Here is an 18,809-nt window from a genome sequence, read left to right as displayed (position 1 = left end):
GTCGGCCGTGCCGATCTGCCGAGGGCGCATATGCGCTCTGATGTCACCAAACCTGAACTGTACTTCCTCCGCGGGGATGGGGAAGCGGGAGCCCTCATGCGCTCCATGGACTGGTCCGCGTCTCCGCTCGGAGCACCGAAGCACTGGCCGCAGAGCCTGCGAACGGTCGTGAGCCTGCTGCTCAACTCCAGGTTCCCGATGTTCGTGGCATGGGGGCCTGAACTCGGGTTCCTCTACAATGACGGCTATGCCGAGATCCTAGGGGCCAAGCACCCGGCTGCCATGGGCGAGCGCTTCAGGGACATTTGGTCCGAGATTTGGCCCGACATCGAGCCGCTGATCGGCAAGGCTCTCGCAGGTGAGGCCAGCTACCGTGAGGATCTGCCGCTGGTCGTGCGACGCCGGGGCTTTGACGAGCAGGCTTACTTCACCTTCTCCTACAGCCCGGTTCATGACGAGACGGGCGGCATCGGCGGCATGTTCTGCGCCGTCACAGAGACCACCCGGGAGGTAGAGGCTCGCGCGGATCTGAGGGCCGAGAAGGACCGCCTTCAGAGCTTCTTCCGGCAGGCACCCGGCATGATGGTGATGCTCAGCGGACCCGAGCACGTGTTCGAGCTGGCAAACCCTTCCTACCTGGAGCTTGTCGGCGAGCGCGAGGTCATCGGCAAGACGGTGCGCGAGGCCTTGCCCGAACTCGCGGGTCAGGGCTTCTTCGAGATCCTCGACGGGGTCTACGCCAGCGGCGAGCCGTTCGTCGGTCGCCATATGCCGATCACGCTTCAGCGGCCCGGCGAGCCTCCGCGCAGCCTCTACTTCGATTTCGTCTACCAGCCGATCACCAACAGCCAAGGCAAGGTGATCGGCATCTTCGGTGAGGGGCACGACGTCACCGACCTCAAGCAGGCAGAGATCGCCCTGAGGCACAGTGAGGAGCGCTTCTCAACGGCTCTGACTATCGCGGAGCTGGGAACCTTCGACTGGAACCTGCGTGACGACACCGTTACGGCGTCGGAGCGAACCCGTGCGATATTCGGGTTCGGCGAAGGCAAAGGCGGACGGGCCGAGGATTATTTCGGCCGGATCGTGCCCGACGACGTCGAACGGGTGCGGGCTGAAATCGAGATGACGCTCCGCGGCCCTGGGAGGCTGGACACGCAGTACCGCATCCGCTTGCCGGACGGCTCGATCCGACACATCGCCAGCCTGAGCCAACTCTACCGGGACGCCCAAGGTCGACCCGAGCGCGAGGTGGGTGTGTTCGAGGATATCACCGAACAGAAGCAGTGGGAGGAGCACCAGATGCTCCTGATCAACGAGCTCAACCATCGCGTCAAGAACACCCTGGCGACGGTGCAGTCGATTGCGTCACAGACCCTGCGCAACACCGAGACGGCAGCGGAAGCCAAGGCGGCCATCGAGGGCCGCCTGCTCGCCCTCTCCCGAACCCACGACGTGCTCACGCGGGAGAACTGGGAGGGGGCGGATCTGCACGAGATCGTGGAGCAGGCGATGGCTCCCTATTGCAGCCAAGGCGAGGACAGGCTTCATCTGAGCGGGCCCAAGGTTCGCCTGGCGCCGCGCATGGCGCTGCCCCTTGCCATGGCCCTTCAGGAACTGGTGACGAATGCCGTCAAGTACGGCGCCCTGTCCAACGCCATAGGCCAGATCACGATCACCTGGAACGTGGCGCCAGGCGAGCGATCCACGCTCGAACTGCGTTGGGCGGAGAGCGGAGGGCCTGTCGTGCGGATACCCACCCGCAGAGGGTTCGGCTCCCGGTTGATCGAGCGGAGCCTGGCGCAGGATCTTGGCGGGCAGGTTCACATCAACTTCACCCCGACCGGGGTGATCTGCACCGTGAATGCTCCACTGGCCTGACGATTGGCAGCCATCAGCAAAGGTAGAAGGTCTGCTTCGGGTCAACCTTTCACTTTCCAGCCGCCCAACGGACGTCGGCTCATGACCACCGAAGTGGACCAAGTGCTTACGTCTCAGGAGTGCCAGAAGCTGCCGTTCCACCCGGTACACAAGCTCGGTATGGCAAAAACTGCACAAAGAGGCATGGTTGGGACGGAGCATTCACGTGTGCCGGCGCTGGGCTCCGTCACGTATTCATCATCAACGGTATGGCGCTTACCCCGACGCCTTGGCTGGCGATGTTGAGCTTGCCCGCAGACGAGCCTGAGTCGATCCGATGTCTTACCCGTTCGCCTGTCGCAAGGAGTAGACGTTGTCCAGTCGTGCCTGGACCCATGGACCCGCTTCTTCAAACGTCTTGAACACGACCAGAGATTTGGCTGCGTCGCAGCGGCCGAAGCCTGCCTCCAAGTGCCACCATCCCTTCATCTTGGGATCATGAGCGTCCCCGTCCAGACGGGCCAGCACGGCCGTCAACTCGCCGTCCGCCAGCACAAGCTGACCCTGCGTGTCATGGCCGTCGATAAGAATGGGAATGGCTTGGAACGTAATCATCTTGGGCACAGCTACGCCTTGGTTAGGGCGTGAGCATGGTCCTGCGGACACCCAGGGGAAAGAGTATCTTTTGTACGATACCGAACAGAGCGGAAGTAAGGCCGTTATGTACGATTTCGACCAAAAGGTCATCGTGTCTCACCTGGCAGGCTCGGATGGTATCTCAGGTCAGGGGCAATGCCGGCCCACTCTCTTTGGCTCCGCCGTCAGCGGGCTGTCCCACCACGATCCTCCACGTCCTGAACTTCGGGCTCACCTCCTCGAGCTGGTGCCAAGCGCCGGCAGGCACCATCATCACATCGCCTGCGGTAAACTCGATCCGGGCTCCGTCCCGGCAACGCAGGACGCCGTAGCCTGAGATGATGACATAGACGATGTCCGCCTCAGCGCCCTCAGCTATCGTCTCCAGACCATCGATGGCGTGGATTGAGAAGGTCAGATGCAGGCGGGTGAGCACCTGGGTGATCCCGTGCCCCTTCGTCAGCCCTGCGAGTTCAGCATCGGCTGTTAGGTTCCGTGGCTGACCGGGGTCGGTGGGGAGCATCTGCCCTGATCTCACGCAGTCGGCACGGCAGACCGTCAGACCAGATCGCCTGCACGAGCAGCGACACCGTCCCGCTGGTCATGAGCCCGGTCGAGATGGAGGTAGTTCGGGTTGTAGCCTGCAATCTCCTTCAGGCGCTCGGGATCGAGGATCGTCAGGGTCTTGCTCTTGAGGCTGATCAGGTTCTCGTCCCTGAGCTTGTTGAGCATGCGGTTGACGTGCATGGGCGTGAGCCCCGTCGCATCGGCCAGGTCAACCTGGGTGAGTGGGAACTCCAGGGTCTCGCCCTTGGCCCTTTCCACTATTCGGTAGCGCACCAGCATCTCGTAGAGGAGATGCGCGATCTGCTCGTAGGCGTCCCGCCGGCCGTGGTTGACCACCCACTCGCGCAACACCGCCAGGTCGGTGAGCGTGCCCCACCAGAGCGCTTGGGCAATCCGGCCCCGGCCGCTGAGCAGATCCTTCATCTGGTCGCCCGAGATCAAGGCTACATTCGTGGGCATCATCGCCACAACCGAATGATCCATCTCCTTGAGGATGAAGATCTCCGCGTCGCACAGGTCGCCCGGCACCAGGAATGCCATGATCTGGCGCCCACCGTCCGGCAGAAGTTTGTAGCGGGAGGCAAAGCCCGACAGCACGACGTGGCAGTCGGGCGAGTGATCGCCTTCCCTGAGAATGTCCTCGCCGGGTGCGTATTGCCGCTGCCGCTCCGAGATCAGCCTGTCGAGCATCTTCCGCTCCTCCTCGGAGAAGCGGGTGAACTGCTCCATCTTCATGGTCCAGGGGTTCGCCACGATGTGCCTCTCACAATGCCGCACGGGAAGGCTGGCCTTGGACCAATGCGTCAGGCGAGGTTTCGGTCCGCTTTCTTGGTCGAATTCGTACAGAACCGATCCATGTTGTTGGCGGCGCCTCTGTTCGGCCTCATACCGGGTCGCATCACCGGCACAGTTTCCTCTGGGCACCGGTGACTGGGAGACCCTGTGTGCTCTTGCCCCAAATGGGAAAGAGCCATGACCATCGCCCAAGCCAATGTTCGCAATCGACTGCTCAAGGCCATGACACCGGGCGACTATGCGCGTCTGAAGTCGCATCTTGAGCCGGTCACCTTGAGCGTGAAGCAGGTGCTGGTCGAGGCAAACGAGCCCATTGAGTACGTCCACTTCCTGGAAGCAGGGCTGGCATCCGTAGTGGCGATCAGCCCGGACAACGAGCGCCTGGAGGTCGGGCACATTGGTCGCGAAGGAATGACAGGCGAGCCCATCCTCCTCACGGTTGATCACACTCCTCACCAGACCTTCATTCAGGTGGCTGGATCAGGCTTGCGGATGCGGGCCGAGGACCTCTCTGTCGCCCTGGAGGTCAGCCCCTCGCTCAAGGCTATCTTGCTGCACTGGGTGCAGGTGTTGATGATCCAGACCGCCCAATCAGCCCTGGCAAATGGCCGCTTCCCCATCCAGGAGCGCCTCGCACGATGGCTGCTCATGTGCCATGACCGCCTAGATGGCGACGACCTGCCCCTCACGCACGAGTTCCTCTCCCTGATGCTGGGGGTCAGGCGTTCAGGAGTGACGGAGGCCCTTCATGTTCTGGAGGGTGTGAAGATCGTCAAAACTAGCCGTGGCCGCATTCATATCCTTAACCGGGAGAAGCTCGAAGAAGTCGCAGGCGACTGCTATGGCCTCCCGGAGGCTGAATACGCGAGGCTTATTGGGTTGCCGTTGAAGAACTAGGCGGGATGGCTTTGCTGTGCTTCAGTGCGGACGCGCATTGACGGTCCCCGGCACGGGAGCGCCGGCCGTCAACAGAAGTCATCCATGAAATGCGATAGGTATGCTCCGGACGCTAGCGGCGCCCGCTCCCGGTGGGGAGGGTTGACCCTCATTCCCCCTTCGGGTGGCCCTGATCCAGTCGAGCGATGAGATCAAGGAACCGCTCCGGAAGCGGTTCCTGCACGAGATCATTATACATTGTTCGCAGATTGGAAGCGATGTGGCGCTGGGCCGTAGGACCGAGTACCGGGCTGGTCTCTTCACCGGGTCGGACGAACGGAAAGGGCTCCAAAGGGGGGCCGCGATCTTCAGTAATCGACATACGCTGCCCCATCATCAGCCGCTCTGCACCAACACCCAACGTCAGAGCTGAGCCGAAGTTGCGCAGGAAATGTACGGTACCGCACATTTGCCGCACGCCGCCTGCCGCCGACCTCCTCGCTTGAACTGGGGCAATCAGCCGGTATATCCGCTCCTGCTGGTCATCCTGGCAGCCCAACCCATAACTGTTATCTCGTTCTGATCTCTTCGCCGCCATGTCTGACCCGACCCAGTCCTCTGTTCGCAATCGGCTGCTGGCGAAGCTGTGTCCCGAGGACTTTAACCTTCTCAAGCCGCATCTTGAGCTTGTGCCCCTCAACCGAGGCGATGTGCTGATCACGCCCAACCAGCCGATTGAGTACGTCTACTTCCTCGAGGCAGGCATCACGTCAATCATCGCGAACACCGCAAGCGGACGGCGCATTGAGATCGGCCTCACCGGACGGGATGGTCTGGCGGGCACCCCTGTTCTTCTCGGGGTCGACAGCACCCCGCACGAGACGTTCATGCAGATCGGAGGGTCAGGCCTGAGGATCGAGACGGAGCGCCTGCGGCAGGCGCTCCGGCAGAGTTCCTCGCTGCATTCCCTGCTGCTTCGGTATGTTCAGGCCTTTACCATTCAGACGTCGCACACGGCTTTGTCCAACGGCAGCCACAGGATCGAGGAGCGTCTCGCCCGCTGGCTTCTGATGTGCCACGACCGCGTGGATGGGGATGACCTGGCCCTCACGCACGAGTTCATCGCGCTGATGCTGGGAGTGCGCCGGGCCAGTGTGACGGAGGCGCTCAAAATCCTCGAAGAGCGGGAGATCATCCAAACCAATCGGGGCAATATCGTCGTTCTGGATCGCCTTCGTTTGGAGGAAACAGCCGGGGACAGCTATGGCGTGCCAGAGGCGGAATATGAACGTCTGATCGGTTCGTTCCGCTAGGCTAGCCCAGGAGCGTCAAGCCTTAGCCTGTCCGTTGCCTGACCCGAGCGGCGGTACCCTCGTAGGTGGCTGAGCATAAGGGTGTTGGCACCAGGAAGCCGGAGCTTGGGTTCAAAAACCCTGACGGACAAGGTCATGTCAGTCGCTCTCCTCTTCCTGCGCGTGGTCCGCTAAGCTGAGGAGTATTGGCAACCGTCCTTCGCAGGAGCCCGTTCTGAGCGCAGCTTTTATCTGTAAGCTCGTCCTATACCCGTCAACGACTTACGGCAAAATTTCGCGGAAGGCCGTTTATGGAACTGCCAAGCCGCCTAGCGCCGTCTGGCAAGGTGCTGGGCGATTGCTTCTTTGGCGGCATCCAGATCAGGGTATGTGGGCTGGCCCAGGCCTTCCAGCACACCGAACTTGGCCTCCAGGTACCAATGCCCGGACAGGCCATCATACTGGTCCGAGAGATGGGTCAGCACCGCTAGCAGCCGCTGCTCCTCATCGAGGACCAGCATACCTTCCTCGTCAAAACCTGTCGCCACGCGGATGGGCTGAAGGGTGAGGCTCATGCGGCGGCCTGATCGCTCTTGAGATGAAGGTAGGTCGGATCGAACTCGCCCACCTGCTTCAGCCTATCCCAGTCGGGAATGGTCAGCCGTGTCCCTTGGGTCACGATCAGGCCCTCGGCCCGCATCTGCTGGAGCACCCGGTTGACGTGAACCGTCGTGAAGCCGAGCGCATCGGCGAACTCGCTCTGGGTGATTGGCAGGTCGCAGGCATGGTCCTCGACTAGGCCCACCGCTTTGAGGCGCACCAGCAGCTCGCACAGCACATGGGCCATGCGGCTCACGCCTTCCCGTCGGCCGACATTGGTCACCCACTCGCGGAAGATGGCCGCCTCGATCAGGGTCTCGCGCCAGAAGGCACTCGTGATCCGGGGATAGCGGTTGCAGAGGTCGCGTAGGTCGTCATGGGTGATGAACCCGACCCGGCACTGGCTGATGGTGGCCACGCTGTTGTCGAGCACCTTCAGGTGCAGGCTCTGGAGGTCGGGAATGTCACCGGGAATGTTGAAGGAGACGATCTGGCGCTTGCCGCCTGCCGTGATCTTGTAGACGCAGGTAAAGCCGCTAAGAAGCAGGCAGGACCGGGAGGGACGATCCCCCTCACGCACGATGTCCTGGTCGGCCTTGATGACCTGCACCTGCATCGGCAGCTTTTCAAGCGCCTGCCGCTCCTCGTCGGTCAGATCGAAGATGCTTTCCAGCTTAAGGATGAGCGGATTGTAGTCAGGATGAAAAGGTGCGGACACGATGGCGCTCCCTCGGTTGCAGGCGGGAGCACGTCGTATCTCTCAGGTATCAGCGCCCAAGATCAGTTGCTGACAATGAGCACACCATGGCACACAAGCGAATACCTGTCATTGATGTATGTTAATCTCTAAGATTAACATCATCGGCGAGACGCACAATTTTAGGATTCATTTGAGCTTTTTCATCAAAATACTTGTTTGACAGCTAGATAAAGCTATGTAAAGGGGCTGCAAGTAAGTTGCTTTATCAGAACGAATTTTTCAGGGTGTCCGGCCACTTGGCACTGACCTTTCGCCCCAACATGAAGGCGAAGGCTATGCCCCTCGACATCTCGTTTCAGCCTATCCGCGTACTCATCGACGGCCATGACACTGACGGCAGACTCGTCCTCGCCGACAACCAGCTTGCGGCCGTGTTCGTCCGCCTCGACGGCACGCACCATGACCCTGAGCACATAGGGTGGTGGTACCTGGAAGCCGGGTTCGGCAAGTGCAACAGCCAGAAGGCACCCTTGTTCAGGACGCCCGAAGAAGCCGGAGCCTGGGTTGAGCAAACCCTGATGCGCAAAGCCGCGTAACGCGTGCCTGGTAGACGAGTAGATCCATCAGAAGTCATGAGCGAACCTGTGTCCCATTCCAGCAAGGCAGCCGACTATCGTCGGCAGGCCCGAGAAATCCGCAACCTTGCCGTACAGATTTCCCTTATGGACGTACGCCATGAACTTCTCGAGACCGCCCGACGCCTGGAGGCGTTTGCAGCGGATGACGAGCACCAAGAGGCCGCTTCCGAGCCTCTCGCGCGCGACAAAAAACCCACCACTTAATTTCCGATAAGCCCCTTATGGAACAGGGCCAATCACGAGTTCCGGTGCGCTCCAGTCATAAGGGTAGATGCGTTGCGCCTTCAGCAACTGCCGAGATTGGAGAATTGCCTCCTGGCTGTTTTTGACCTGCTGGTGCGACTTGGAAGAAGATTGGCTGACGCGTCGGGTGATGGCGGCAACGGTCTGAAATAGCTGTTCACTCATCCGACAGCTTATAGCCGCTCTGGAGGAGCCCCGCCTTCACATGGGTCATGTTTTAGGACGATTTGGCGGCTCTCACGCGCGCACAAACGCCGTGCGAAGTTCCGATAAGCCCATTTATGGATCCGGATAGAGTTCCGTTTGAGAGTATTCGGAAGACGATTTCCTGGATGCGCACTTTGCACCGGCAGACATCCAGTCTAACCCGCCCTGACGGGAGCCTCGGCCAGTCGGTGATTACTTGCAGGTACATTCAAGCGATGCACCGTCCTGGTGAGGGAATTCAAGCCTAATGACATTCGGCTCTCGGCCCGCGCATGCTCAAGCCACGGGACGGTCCGCTGCGGGTCAACCTGAGCCATTGAGCCCTCGCCTACAATGGTCGGCTCACGCTGAGAACGCGGAACTTCGGCTAAGGTCCATCGGGTGCCAGTTCCAGGCCTTTCTGGGTTCGTGACACGACGGCTCAGGCTGGTTAAGGTACCTTGAGACCAGGGGACCATTCAGACGTGCCGACCGACTTTGAGGCGGATCTTGCCTCCATCGACCGCATCCAAGCCGTGCCGACCATTCTGGAAGTTGTCTGCCGCACCACCGGCATGGACTTTGCGGCTGTCGCCCGGGTGACAGAGGACCGCTGGATTGCCTGTGCGGTGCGCGACGACATCCAGTTCGGCCTCCGTCCCGGCGGCGAACTGAAGGTCGAGACCACGATCTGCCACGAGATCCGGCAGTCGGGAAAAGAGGTCGTCATCGACTATGTGTCCGAGGATGAGGCCTACTGCCAGCATCACACCCCGGCGATGTACGGGTTCCAGAGTTACATCTCGATGCCGATTGTCCTTAGCGACGGCTCCTTCTGGGGCACCCTCTGCGCCATCGACCCGCGCCCGGCACGGCTGAACAACCCTGAGACCATCGGCATGTTCAAGCTGTTTGCCGAGCTGATCGGCTTTCACCTGAGTGCCAGCGAACGATTGGCTACCAGCGAAGCGAACCTTCTGGACGAGCGCAAGACCTCTGAGCTGCGCGAGCAGTTCATCGCGGTGCTGGGCCATGACCTGCGCAACCCGCTCGCATCCATCGATGCCGGCGCCAGAATGCTGCTGAAGGAGCCGCTTACCGCGAAAGGCACCACCCTTGTCGGTCTGATCCAGAGCAGCGTCGGGCGCATGGCCGAGCTGATCGACAACGTGCTCGATTTTGCCCATGGCCGCCTGGGCAGCGGCCTGACCTTGGAGCGCGATGCGCACGTGCCCCTGGGAGAGGTGCTGGAGCAGGTTGTCGACGAGTTGCGCACGGCCTGGCCCGAGCGGCGGATCGAGACGCAATTGGCCGTGACGAAGACCGTGAGCTGTGACCGGGCCCGTGTTGCGCAATTGCTCTCGAACCTGGTGGCGAATGCCCTCACCCATGGCGCGAGCGAAGAGCCGATCCTGGTCCGTGCCGCAACCCTGGACGGGAGCTTCGAGCTTTCTGTCGCGAACAAGGGCGAGCCGATCCCGCCATCCACCTTGGAGCGCCTGTTCCAGCCGTTCTTTCGGGTGGCGGCTCGCCCGAGCCAGCAGGGGCTGGGGCTATACATCGCCTGCGAGATTGCCAAAGCCCATGGGGGCTCACTGGATGTGACCTCTGACCACGAAGAAACGCTCTTTATCTTCCGGATGCCGCTCGCCCAAGCATTCTGAGAAATTAGTCAACTCTACGGCGTGTTGGCCAGCCTCCGTGCACTCGCCACTATCGCAGAGCCCTGGGATGCCCTAGGTTGTGGTTCGCTAACAAAAGGGAATGCGGATGATTGCGGGCCACAGGCTGTCGCTGAGGCTGGTGTTCGCAGTCACCATTGCGGCCATCGCGCTTCTGGCCACGGCTTTCGTTACAGTCCTGGCGAGCCGGGAGACCAGCGAACGCCTGCGCCGCGACATCGGGGCCGACCTGGCGGAACTCGCTACCCACATGGCCGACAAGCTCGACCGGGGCATGTTCGAGCGCTGGCGCGACATCCAGGTTGCCGCCTCCCTCGATACCATGCGGAACCCGACCGGCATGGACGCAAAGAGCGTTGTGATCGAGCGCCTGCGCTCGACCTATCCTGAATATGCGGCTGTCGCCTTCATGAGCCCTGACGGGCAGGTCAAAGCGGCCACGGTCCCGCAGATGGTGGGCGCCAACATCGCCCAGCGCGACTTCTTTGTGGAAGGCAGCAAGGCTCCGTTCGTGGGCGACGTGCACGACGCTATCCTGCTGGCCAAGATCCTCGGCAACGATCCCGCCGACCCGCCGCGCTTCGTCGACCTTGCTGCACCGGTGCGCGCCGCCGACGGATCGCTCATAGGCGTCATCGGCGCCCATCTGTATTGGACCTGGGCTCAGGAACTGGAACAGGCGCTTCGGAGCGCCGCACGGGAACGCTACCCGGGCATCGAGGTCCTGGTCCTAGCCCGCGATGGCACGGTGCTGCTCGGCCCCAGGGATCTGCTCAAGACCTCACTCCAAACCGCTGGGGCAAAGAGTGCCGCGGGCGGGGCCCGCGGATCGAACGTCGAGACTTGGCCTGACGGACGCGAGTACCTGAGCGGCTTCACCAGGACGACGGGGCACCGGGACTACCCGGGATTGGGCTGGACCGTTCTTGTCCGGCAGGATGCCAACACCGCATTTGCACCCGTCAGTGCAATCCAGCGCAGGATCGCCGGATGGGGTGCGCTCGTGGCGCTTTTCATCGGTGTTCTCGCCTGGTTTGCTGCGGAGTTGGTCGCTCGCCCTCTGCGGGTCCTCGCCGGTTCGGCGCAAGCGCTCGGGCGGGGAGAACCGATCCGGGTGCCGCAGCGTGCCCCAAGTGAGGTCGGGCAAGTGGCCGACGCCATGGCGGCAGCATCGCGGAAGCTTGCCGAGAAGGACCGGCGACAGACCCTTCTGATCAACGAATTGAACCACCGGGTGAAGAACACACTGGCCACCGTGCAGACGATGGCGCGGCTGACGTCGCGGTCAGCACCGGATCATGAGGCGTACAAGGAGAGCCTTGAGGCCCGGATCCTCGCGCTGTCGAAGACCCACAACCTGCTCACCGAGGCAGCCTGGGAGACGGTGTCCCTGCGGGACGTTATGCGGGCCGAGCTGGAGCCTTACGATGACGGTTCAGGCAGTCGGGTTGTGCTGGACGGCCCACCGGTGCCGTTGGCGCCTCGGGTGGCGGTTGCGCTCGGGATGGCCGCGCACGAGCTGACGACGAATGCCGCCAAGCACGGCAGCCTCTCCGTACCGGAAGGCAGGGTTCGCGTATGCTGGGAGGTGACCACAAGCAGGGACGGCACCCATCTGCACCTGAGCTGGAAGGAGACAGGTGGCCCTACTGTGAGGCAACCGTCCCGCATGGGCTTCGGCTCGCGCCTGCTCCAGCAGGGAATTGCCCGCGATCTGGATGGTGAGACCCATCTCGACTTTGCCGTTGAAGGCTTGGGATGTCGGATGCTGGTGTCGCTCCACGAGCTTCAGGCGGTCTCAACCCCTGCTGATGTGGATCACCCGAAACCATCCACGCCGATTTACGCGAGTGCCGCCTCGGGTACCAGGATAGGATGAGGAAAGTCTGCTCAGGGTCAAAGTGTAACGTTGAGCAGGCTAAATGAACGTCCGCTCGTCGTGCCTTTGCAGAAGTTCGGCGTACTTCCGGAAGGTGCCAAGTATCGACGGTGCAGGACGTCGACGGATCGCCTGGGTCCGATCAAGCTGACCAACCACATCCGCGATGCTCGGAGGCCGCCTTTATCCTGCTGCCGAGACTGCAACGGATGCGGCCATTGCTAGCATGCAGATCGCCTGCACGAAGAAGAACGCGAACCGAACCGAGGCGGCGAGATCGGAGGGCGCAAAAGCGAGATGGACCGTCGTCTGACAGATGCGTGCGACCAGAATGGCTCCGGCAAGCAAGTCCAGGGGGCGGCTGTCCGCACCGGCCGCGGTGGCGCAGAGGACAATGGCGGCAAAGACTGGCAGGTTCTCGACGCAGTTCATGTGAGCCCTCATGGCGCGCTGGTACCAATCACTCCCTTGGGGCTGGTCAGCCTGCCATTCGGAAATCCTCACCCGTCCTGTGAGAATTCTCGACCATCGATAGACACCGACCGTTCCGAAGAGCACAAGCAGTGTCCAGACAGCAAAGCCGAGAAGCGCCCATTGCGGGACCGTCATTGAAGCCCTCCTCACTCATGTAGGCCGTGTCGTACGTCTTGGCGGATGTGCCTCCTGGCCGCCATCCGCGCAAGCAGAACCCCGGGGCTGCGGTGGAGCGTTCCCGTCGCCGCTTCGCACAAGGCAGTTATGGGGAGCTTGTCGAAGTTTATCGATTTTCGATAAACTGGGATAAACTCCTTATAAACTGCCCCGTGCAAGCCTTGCATGCGGGAACGGACTCACCGCCGGCGCATGGTGATCACCGACAACGTCACCGAGCAGAGCGCGATGAGCCTACGGCGTTTGTGCAGACGCGAAGTCTTGGCTAGAGAGCCGTGCGCGTAGTTCGTCCCGGGCCGCGCGGGTGAACGTCACGACCAGGAAGCGGCCTTTTCCATCAGCATGGCGGTAAAGCTCCGCGCATCTCCACAGGAGTGATTGGGTCTTTCCGCTCCCAGCGGGAGCCAGAAGGCGAAAATTCCCGCTTGGTGCCTGGCAGAATTACTGCTGATATTCGTCGAGCTGCTGCTGAGAAACCGCTATGGCCGTCGAGTTCTGTTCGATGTCTCCCATGATCACCCCGCTGGCAGATCACCATAGGCATACGTGACACGCATTGGCGGCATTGTTCTCCTGGAACAGTCGTGTCGGTGGCGTAGAGCTCCACTGGGTGGCTGAAGCACCGTCAAGGCTTCGCAACCATCCCACTCTGATCAACTGAGGCGATCGCGCCGGCCACCTGACAGCGGCAGAGCCCGGAACGAGTTCTTCGGTATTGAGGCTCTCAAGGCCGGTCATGATCTCTTCCTGGATGGAGGCCCAGTCGTTGTTGGCCCTCCCAGATCTAGCCATGGCAACGGCTCTGGGAAGCCAGGGGGGTTCTGACGCTCGTATCAGGCTGCGGCCCTTGCAACCTTGATCTCCTCCTCAATGACACTGGTGGCCTCGGACCATGCGGCAATTTCCCAACGGGCGAAGACGTTGCCTGCCGTGTTCGAGCTGCACTCGGGATGTGAGGCAAGCCGGACCAAGTTCCAGACGGCAAGTTCCGCGATCTGGATCATGGACTTCTCGGAGGTCCACTCATCGATGTTGGTCCAAACCTTCAGCATAGCGCCGTACTTAAGGGCCGCATCCGTGCTGCCGGATAGGGCGGAAACTGGATGGGCCAGAACATCCGCCGAAAATCGGTCGACGCGCTGGCGGGCTTCTTCTTTCCTACGGGCGACGAGGGCGGCGAAGGCTTCGTTGATCTGCATGGTTAAAGCTCCTTGGTTTAGACAGTCGTTCCCCGAACCAGCCCTCATGGATGGCTCGACGCTCGTGCGATGCATCTCCTGGCAATCACGAGTAATTCAGCATATCACTATAATATTAAAATGGTGCTACTGTCGCTGAAGGCCCGATTAGAAAGATCACCCCCGAGTACATTCCCATGTTAAAACGACAACCTCAAATTATTGGTGCCATTTGTAGTTTTATCAACTATATTTTTAGATGGTATTACAATATAACTATTCTCGATGGTCCTTTTATACTTACATCCGCGATGTCAGAGTAGTGGAGGTAAATACAACCTCTGCTCCTGTCCCTGCCTTGCCTTACTCCCGTACGGTCGTTCATGACATCGGCCTAGGATCTCTGGCCTGGAAGCCATGTCTGCCCACGAGCCATCCGAAACCATGTCAGGATTAGCGCCCTTCGAATCCTTGTTGGGAGCCACATTGACGACATCCCCCAGTACATTGCGACCAATTCTTTAGAGATCAACGAGGAAGGATTCGATCCTAAGGGGCAAGTCCACAGTATTAACTGAATCCTTCCGATTTATTGTAGAGTAGAAATCACCGAAGGATTCGTTCACTACTATTTTGATTGGCGATTCCTAAACATTTCATTCTGATCATACTACGTACTTTGGTATTATACTCACTTAATGCAATTGACATTTCTATCAAAGCGTTAAATTTATGTCTCGGCCGGGGTGCGTTCAGGCGCACCTCTCGGTCAAATATGAGCTACCTTGAAGGCCACATCTGGTCTTCAGCATCTACAGAGCTTTCGGAGCAGAGTACCGGGAACCTATTTCCAGAGATTGCTTGGAGGAAAATCCTCATGAGTGCACCGGACGTCGACTTCTTCGATACAGACGACTTAGGCGGCTGGATGCAAAGCCTGATCCAGCAGCGTCCTCCGGCCCCAGCGCCCACAGTATTTAAGGGGAATAAAAGAGAGCGCTTCTGGCCAGCGCCCGAGACTCCGGCTCCGCAACCAGGCGTCAAGATCATTTCACGCCATCCAGCCCTATACGAACCATTCCTAGACTATCCCGAAATGAAGATTGGGCGCTCACCACGAGGATGTCAGCGCGGACGTCAGAGCCGATTTCCGAGCATAAAAAGCAAGAGGGTCATGAGGGCAGCGTCGAGTCTGGAGTTTGACAATATGTTGGACTGCGAGCTCGACCCAGCTAGACACGGATTTGTCGAGCAACCGATTTGGCTGAGATACATCTTGGACGGCAAGGTTCAGCGACATCGACCGGACGCTTTTGTCATCTGGGAAGGGTACCCTGAGTTCCAAGAGGTAAAGTTCGAAATTGAAGCAAGCGAGCGGGAGAACGAACTCCGTTGGGAGGCCATTGCCTCCGCACTCAACGGCTTAGGTTTTGGCTACCGGGTTCGAACAGAAAACCAAGTTAGGTGCCTGCCTCGTTACGACACCGTCTGGCAGGTGTACGAGGACCGGATGACGCCTCTCCCTAACCGTGCGGCCTTGATCGCCCTTACCGAAAAGCTATCCAGGACCAAGCCTGTCACTCTAGGGATGATCGTCGCAGACCTGGGCGTGTCAACCGACCAGATTCACGCCCTGATCCGTCGAGGGTTCCTCGCAATCAATCTCAATCTACCACTTGGAACCAACATACCCGTTTCCCTCGGCTGGACGAATCTTGACGGCCTGACCCTACTTGGATGACCGAGCATGGAATCGTTCGCCTTTGAGGAAGGTGTGCGCATCCTTCTCGATAAGAAGCGCTACCGTCTACTTAACGAAATCGCTATCGAAGGCATCCCGCATTGGCAGATGGTTCCGGTAAATGCAGTCTCGCTTCATGGGCCGACTCGCGGGGCCGTCATTGAGCGCCAACGCACCTCTGATCTCGAGACATGGTTTGCAAACGGAACTGTCGAATTTGACCTAGAGCGCGATGAGGACACTCCTGAACAGACCGCGAAGCGAACCAAAAGGCGGTCGACGTTACTTTCTGACAAGCCCGATCATGTAAGAAAGCGAATTGAGTTTCGCAGAGATATCATCCGGGAAGTCGAAAGGAGACTTCCTCCTGGTCTCAAGACATCGAGAATGGTCGTCAATGGAGAGAAGACCAAGGAGACTATCCTAGCACGAACGCTTATGGAACTTGGGAAGGAGCTCGGCCAGAAACACTACGGTCAAGATAAGGAGGTCAGCACAGCAACTTATTATCGCTGGAAAGGCAAACTTGATGTAGCGAACGACGTGCGCGATCTCGAGGGGGACTTCGACAAGCGCGGGTATCGCCGGGTAGTATTCAAGAAAGTCAAGGCCATCATTCGAAAAGTGATGATGGAAAAGCTGGAGGCGGCCCGCGAGAAGTCCAAAGGCGACAAGCCAACCGTGACCATGACTGACATCATGATCGAGAGCCTGACTCGGCTGGATGCTCTCAAGGTCAGCGAGCCAGAATTAGCAGAGTATATAAAGCTGCCCTGTAAATCCACCTTTTATAATATCCTCGACGACATTCCAGCCTACCTTGCAAGTCTCGCTTTGAGAGGGCGAACCAAGACGCAGAAGGATTTTCGCGGTCCTCGCGGGCATGAGGAGCCTGCGGCATGCTTGAGCGATGTTCAATACGATGAAACGCTGTTGGACGTTTACAGCTTCGATGACCTGCTGGGGATCCCTCTTGGGCGTCCCTGGTTGGCTTGGCTGGTCGACGTGTACTCCAAGGCGATCATTGGCTTCTACTGCGGCTTCGAACCTCCTGGTGATCTGGTTTTCACAAGCGTTTTCCGTCATGCGTCGCTTCCGAAATCCTACGTCCGACAAGCGTATCCTGACATTGCAAGCGATTATATTATGGGTGGCCTCCCACGCTTCGTAACGTTCGACAATGAGTTGGCAGCTCACGGGCGAACGATCGAGCGCTTAATGAATGATCTCGACATTGCCTATGATTTCACTCCGCCCCGGATGCCTTGGGTAAAGGGGGTCGTTGAAAATACGTTTCGGGTGCTGAATCAGACTCTTCTGCGCGAAATGCCAGGCTTCGTATTGTCGAAGGAGATCGACCCCTGCGACTATAACCCCGCCGAGAACGGATGCATCGGATTTTCGCATCTTCTTTGGATCATACATAAGTGGATTGTAGAGGTTTACAATACTGGCGCGTTGCCTCGCCTTAACATGAGCCCGAACCAGCGCTGGATCGAAGGCACTCGGATAATCAAGCCGCGATTCCCGAGGGTCGGGACCGATTTGGATTTCCTCTGTGGTATTGACAGGGAAGGATCTCTCCTGGACTCGCGCGGAGTCCTCTACGCAAACCTCCGCTACTATAGTGATGGCGTGGACATTCTACGACGCAATCAGGGTGCTAGCCTCAAGGTTCGTGTGCGAGTCAATCCCCTCAACATCGGTAAAGTGCACGTCTATGACTCCAAGAGTGAGACTTGGATACCTTGCTACGCACTTGACCAGAAATATGCTTCTGGCCTCGATTTGCACCGCCACATACTCTACACCCGCCATGCCGAAAGAATTTCCGGCAGCACTGATCTTGAAGCGCGCCTCAGGGCAAAGATGGCACTTCATGACTTGATCAAGCAAGCTGTTCCCCAAGCGATGGGCATGCGCACCAACACCTTAATCGCCCGTGCCGCCGGGATAGGCACACATACCATCTTCAACCTCCTCAATCCGGAGGGGCATTTCGGAGCTCTCAATCCGCATTTTGCAGTCGGAACCCCTCCGTTGATAGACGCATCGAACGATCATGAGGCTCCATTGATTCAACACGAGATCCCCAGCAGCTCTGCCGTGGTGCCCATTCAAAGACGTCTCACACCTCCCCGCTTCACGGCGACGCGCTCACTTCGTCCCAGAGACTGAATCAAACCAGGGAGAAAGCTTGATGGCGACGAAAACTCCACCTTCTGAAGAAATCATAGGTGAACTTGACAGCATCTTCGTTGAACATCCAGCCTTCCAGGATGTCGTAGATGATGTCATCGCGACCATCGGCCTCCACGGTAAACTACGGGAGGCTCCAAACCTTTTCATTACCGGACCGTCTGGCATCGGAAAGACAACACTCGTCGAAAAAGTTGCAGAGAGCTTTCCGCGGGTAGTCAATGGCCGCCAAGTAAATCTTCTCTCTGGAATTGAGGCAGAATGTGACTCCGTTCCTCTGCTATGCGTCGACATGCCCTCGCAGCCAACTGCCAACTCCTTAGCCCGCGTGCTGCTGGAGCATCTTGGTGACGGGTTTTGGCGTCGGGGAGGCCGTGACGACCTCAATACACGACTGGTACTATATACGCGGGCGTGTGGTGTCAGAGGTATTATAATTGATGAGGCACAACGCGCCGTCGATCGGGATGGGGTAGTCCGGCGTGAAGACTTGGCCGAATGGTTAAAGGAAATTCATAGTCAGATCAATGTCTCATTCATCCTGCTTGGGATGGGACGTGTCCGTCACTTGTTTGATCACGATGACCAGATCGACAGGCGTTGGGACGAGGAGATTCAGATGCCGCCTTACCTGTGGGGCGAGGATCCAAAGGAGGATACTGACCCAGTTCCCGAGAGCCGCCTATTCTTCATTGCCCTCCTGGTTGCATTCAAGGAGCAGTCACCTCTCCCGTATGCACCTGAGATCGACGTCTTGAATGAAGACGAAGCCAAGAAATTTTACTATGCATCCAGGGGCGTTGTTGGCCTTCTTAAAAAGCTGCTCTTAAGAGCGATGTGGATCGCAACGAGGGATGGAGATGAAATTGTAAGTGCTGATCTCCTCAGACGAGCCTTCGATAAGGCATTTCGCAAGGAGAAGCTGCATGAAAAATTGATCAACCCGTGGGGTCTTGAATGGGATGGACGTATGCCGCCTCCGGTACGCGACCATACGCTCCTCAATCAGCCGAAGCGTAAGGGAAAAAAGAAAAAGTCCGAACGTCGCGCCGAGCTAACGACTGCATTGACCAAGGCATAACGGCG

The 18,809-nt window shown here is 59.0% G+C and carries 19 protein-coding genes and 1 pseudogene; 10 read left to right on the top strand and 10 right to left on the bottom strand.

The features are described from left to right. Positions 1 to 30: 30 nt before the first annotated feature. Positions 31 to 1,881 carry a PAS domain-containing HWE histidine kinase family protein gene (locus JQC81_RS06595; protein ID WP_203271017.1) on the top strand — a complete coding sequence of 617 codons (1,851 nt, stop codon included), beginning with the start codon at positions 31 to 33 and terminating at the stop codon, positions 1,879 to 1,881. 321 nt (positions 1,882 to 2,202) lie between these two features. Here JQC81_RS06595 and JQC81_RS06590 read toward each other — a convergent pair whose 3' ends face one another. The 3 genes from JQC81_RS06590 to JQC81_RS06580 all read right to left on the bottom strand — a co-directional run bounded on the left by JQC81_RS06590 (position 2,203) and on the right by JQC81_RS06580 (position 3,816). Beyond that, complete coding sequence (locus JQC81_RS06590; protein WP_203271016.1) at positions 2,203 to 2,484, bottom strand: hypothetical protein; 282 nt, start codon at positions 2,482 to 2,484, stop codon at positions 2,203 to 2,205. Positions 2,485 to 2,638: 154 nt separating this feature from the next. Continuing rightward, entirely contained in the window at positions 2,639 to 3,019 is a 381-nt protein-coding gene (locus tag JQC81_RS06585; protein ID WP_203271015.1) for a cupin domain-containing protein, read from the bottom strand. Positions 3,020 to 3,054: 35 nt separating this feature from the next. Next, complete coding sequence (locus JQC81_RS06580; protein WP_203271014.1) at positions 3,055 to 3,816, bottom strand: Crp/Fnr family transcriptional regulator; 762 nt, start codon at positions 3,814 to 3,816, stop codon at positions 3,055 to 3,057. Positions 3,817 to 4,035: 219 nt separating this feature from the next. On the opposite strand from JQC81_RS06580, the gene JQC81_RS06575 reads away from it, so the two are divergent. Then, a complete protein-coding gene (locus JQC81_RS06575) occupies positions 4,036 to 4,755 on the top strand; it encodes a Crp/Fnr family transcriptional regulator (RefSeq protein ID WP_203271013.1) in 720 nt (239 codons plus the stop codon). Positions 4,756 to 4,903: 148 nt separating this feature from the next. Here the strand turns inward: JQC81_RS06575 and JQC81_RS32980 are convergent, their stop codons facing one another. Next, positions 4,904 to 5,332 (bottom strand): NepR family anti-sigma factor, encoded by a 429-nt coding sequence (locus tag JQC81_RS32980; RefSeq protein WP_246520271.1) that lies wholly within the window; start codon positions 5,330 to 5,332, stop codon positions 4,904 to 4,906. Here JQC81_RS32980 and JQC81_RS06565 point away from each other — a divergent pair. Next, positions 5,331 to 6,047, top strand: a complete 717-nt coding sequence (locus tag JQC81_RS06565) for a Crp/Fnr family transcriptional regulator (RefSeq protein ID WP_203271012.1) — start codon at positions 5,331 to 5,333, stop codon at positions 6,045 to 6,047. The genes JQC81_RS32980 and JQC81_RS06565 overlap by 2 nt on opposite strands. A gap of 308 nt (positions 6,048 to 6,355) precedes the next feature. Here the strand turns inward: JQC81_RS06565 and JQC81_RS06560 are convergent, their stop codons facing one another. Both JQC81_RS06560 and JQC81_RS06555 read right to left on the bottom strand, forming a co-directional pair. Then, on the bottom strand, positions 6,356 to 6,601 hold the full coding sequence (locus JQC81_RS06560) for a hypothetical protein (RefSeq protein ID WP_203271011.1): 246 nt from the start codon (positions 6,599 to 6,601) through the stop codon (positions 6,356 to 6,358). Further along, positions 6,598 to 7,344: a Crp/Fnr family transcriptional regulator gene (locus JQC81_RS06555; protein WP_312887482.1), complete on the bottom strand. Its 747-nt coding sequence runs from the start codon at positions 7,342 to 7,344 to the stop codon at positions 6,598 to 6,600. Before JQC81_RS06555 ends, JQC81_RS06560 begins: the two co-directional genes overlap by 4 nt. Before the next feature lie 278 nt (positions 7,345 to 7,622). Here JQC81_RS06555 and JQC81_RS06550 point away from each other — a divergent pair, with 278 nt between their 5' ends. After that, the gene (locus JQC81_RS06550) at positions 7,623 to 7,922 is read left to right on the top strand and encodes a hypothetical protein (protein WP_246520270.1); all 300 of its coding nucleotides are present in this window, start codon (positions 7,623 to 7,625) and stop codon (positions 7,920 to 7,922) included. Positions 7,923 to 7,958: 36 nt separating this feature from the next. Continuing rightward, on the top strand, positions 7,959 to 8,168 hold the full coding sequence (locus JQC81_RS06545; RefSeq protein ID WP_203271010.1) for a hypothetical protein: 210 nt from the start codon (positions 7,959 to 7,961) through the stop codon (positions 8,166 to 8,168). Between the two features lie 15 nt (positions 8,169 to 8,183). Here JQC81_RS06545 and JQC81_RS06540 read toward each other — a convergent pair whose 3' ends face one another. Continuing rightward, complete coding sequence (locus tag JQC81_RS06540) at positions 8,184 to 8,372, bottom strand: hypothetical protein (protein ID WP_203271009.1); 189 nt, start codon at positions 8,370 to 8,372, stop codon at positions 8,184 to 8,186. Positions 8,373 to 8,878: 506 nt separating this feature from the next. Here JQC81_RS06540 and JQC81_RS06535 point away from each other — a divergent pair. Continuing rightward, the gene (locus tag JQC81_RS06535) at positions 8,879 to 10,057 is read left to right on the top strand and encodes a GAF domain-containing sensor histidine kinase (RefSeq protein WP_203271008.1); all 1,179 of its coding nucleotides are present in this window, start codon (positions 8,879 to 8,881) and stop codon (positions 10,055 to 10,057) included. Positions 10,058 to 10,157: 100 nt separating this feature from the next. Beyond that, entirely contained in the window at positions 10,158 to 11,954 is a 1,797-nt protein-coding gene (locus JQC81_RS06530; RefSeq protein WP_203271007.1) for a sensor histidine kinase, read from the top strand. A gap of 183 nt (positions 11,955 to 12,137) precedes the next feature. Here JQC81_RS06530 and JQC81_RS06525 read toward each other — a convergent pair whose 3' ends face one another. The 3 genes and pseudogenes from JQC81_RS06525 to JQC81_RS06515 form a co-directional block, all read right to left on the bottom strand. After that, the gene (locus JQC81_RS06525; RefSeq protein WP_203271006.1) at positions 12,138 to 12,563 is read right to left on the bottom strand and encodes an MAPEG family protein; all 426 of its coding nucleotides are present in this window, start codon (positions 12,561 to 12,563) and stop codon (positions 12,138 to 12,140) included. A gap of 276 nt (positions 12,564 to 12,839) precedes the next feature. Continuing rightward, positions 12,840 to 13,025: pseudogene (locus JQC81_RS34270) on the bottom strand (UvrD-helicase domain-containing protein); the annotation flags it as partial. 413 nt (positions 13,026 to 13,438) lie between these two features. Beyond that, the gene (locus JQC81_RS06515; protein ID WP_203271005.1) at positions 13,439 to 13,804 is read right to left on the bottom strand and encodes a hypothetical protein; all 366 of its coding nucleotides are present in this window, start codon (positions 13,802 to 13,804) and stop codon (positions 13,439 to 13,441) included. Between the two features lie 754 nt (positions 13,805 to 14,558). Here JQC81_RS06515 and JQC81_RS06510 point away from each other — a divergent pair. Genes JQC81_RS06510 through JQC81_RS06500 form a run of 3 tightly spaced genes read left to right on the top strand, consistent with a single transcriptional unit; the run spans position 14,559 to position 18,804 of the window. Then, positions 14,559 to 15,524 carry a hypothetical protein gene (locus JQC81_RS06510; protein ID WP_203271004.1) on the top strand — a complete coding sequence of 322 codons (966 nt, stop codon included), beginning with the start codon at positions 14,559 to 14,561 and terminating at the stop codon, positions 15,522 to 15,524. A 6-nt stretch (positions 15,525 to 15,530) separates the two neighbouring features. Next, on the top strand, positions 15,531 to 17,702 hold the full coding sequence (locus tag JQC81_RS06505; RefSeq protein WP_203271003.1) for a TnsB C-terminal domain-containing protein: 2,172 nt from the start codon (positions 15,531 to 15,533) through the stop codon (positions 17,700 to 17,702). A gap of 22 nt (positions 17,703 to 17,724) precedes the next feature. Then, on the top strand, positions 17,725 to 18,804 hold the full coding sequence (locus tag JQC81_RS06500) for a TniB family NTP-binding protein (RefSeq protein WP_203271002.1): 1,080 nt from the start codon (positions 17,725 to 17,727) through the stop codon (positions 18,802 to 18,804). Positions 18,805 to 18,809 lie beyond the last annotated feature (5 nt).

Source organism: Microvirga arabica (assembly GCF_016811235.1).
In the GTDB taxonomy this organism is placed as follows: domain Bacteria; phylum Pseudomonadota; class Alphaproteobacteria; order Rhizobiales; family Beijerinckiaceae; genus Microvirga; species Microvirga arabica.
Note: the sequence above shows the minus strand (reverse complement) of the source record. Positions and strands in the feature narration are given on the sequence as shown.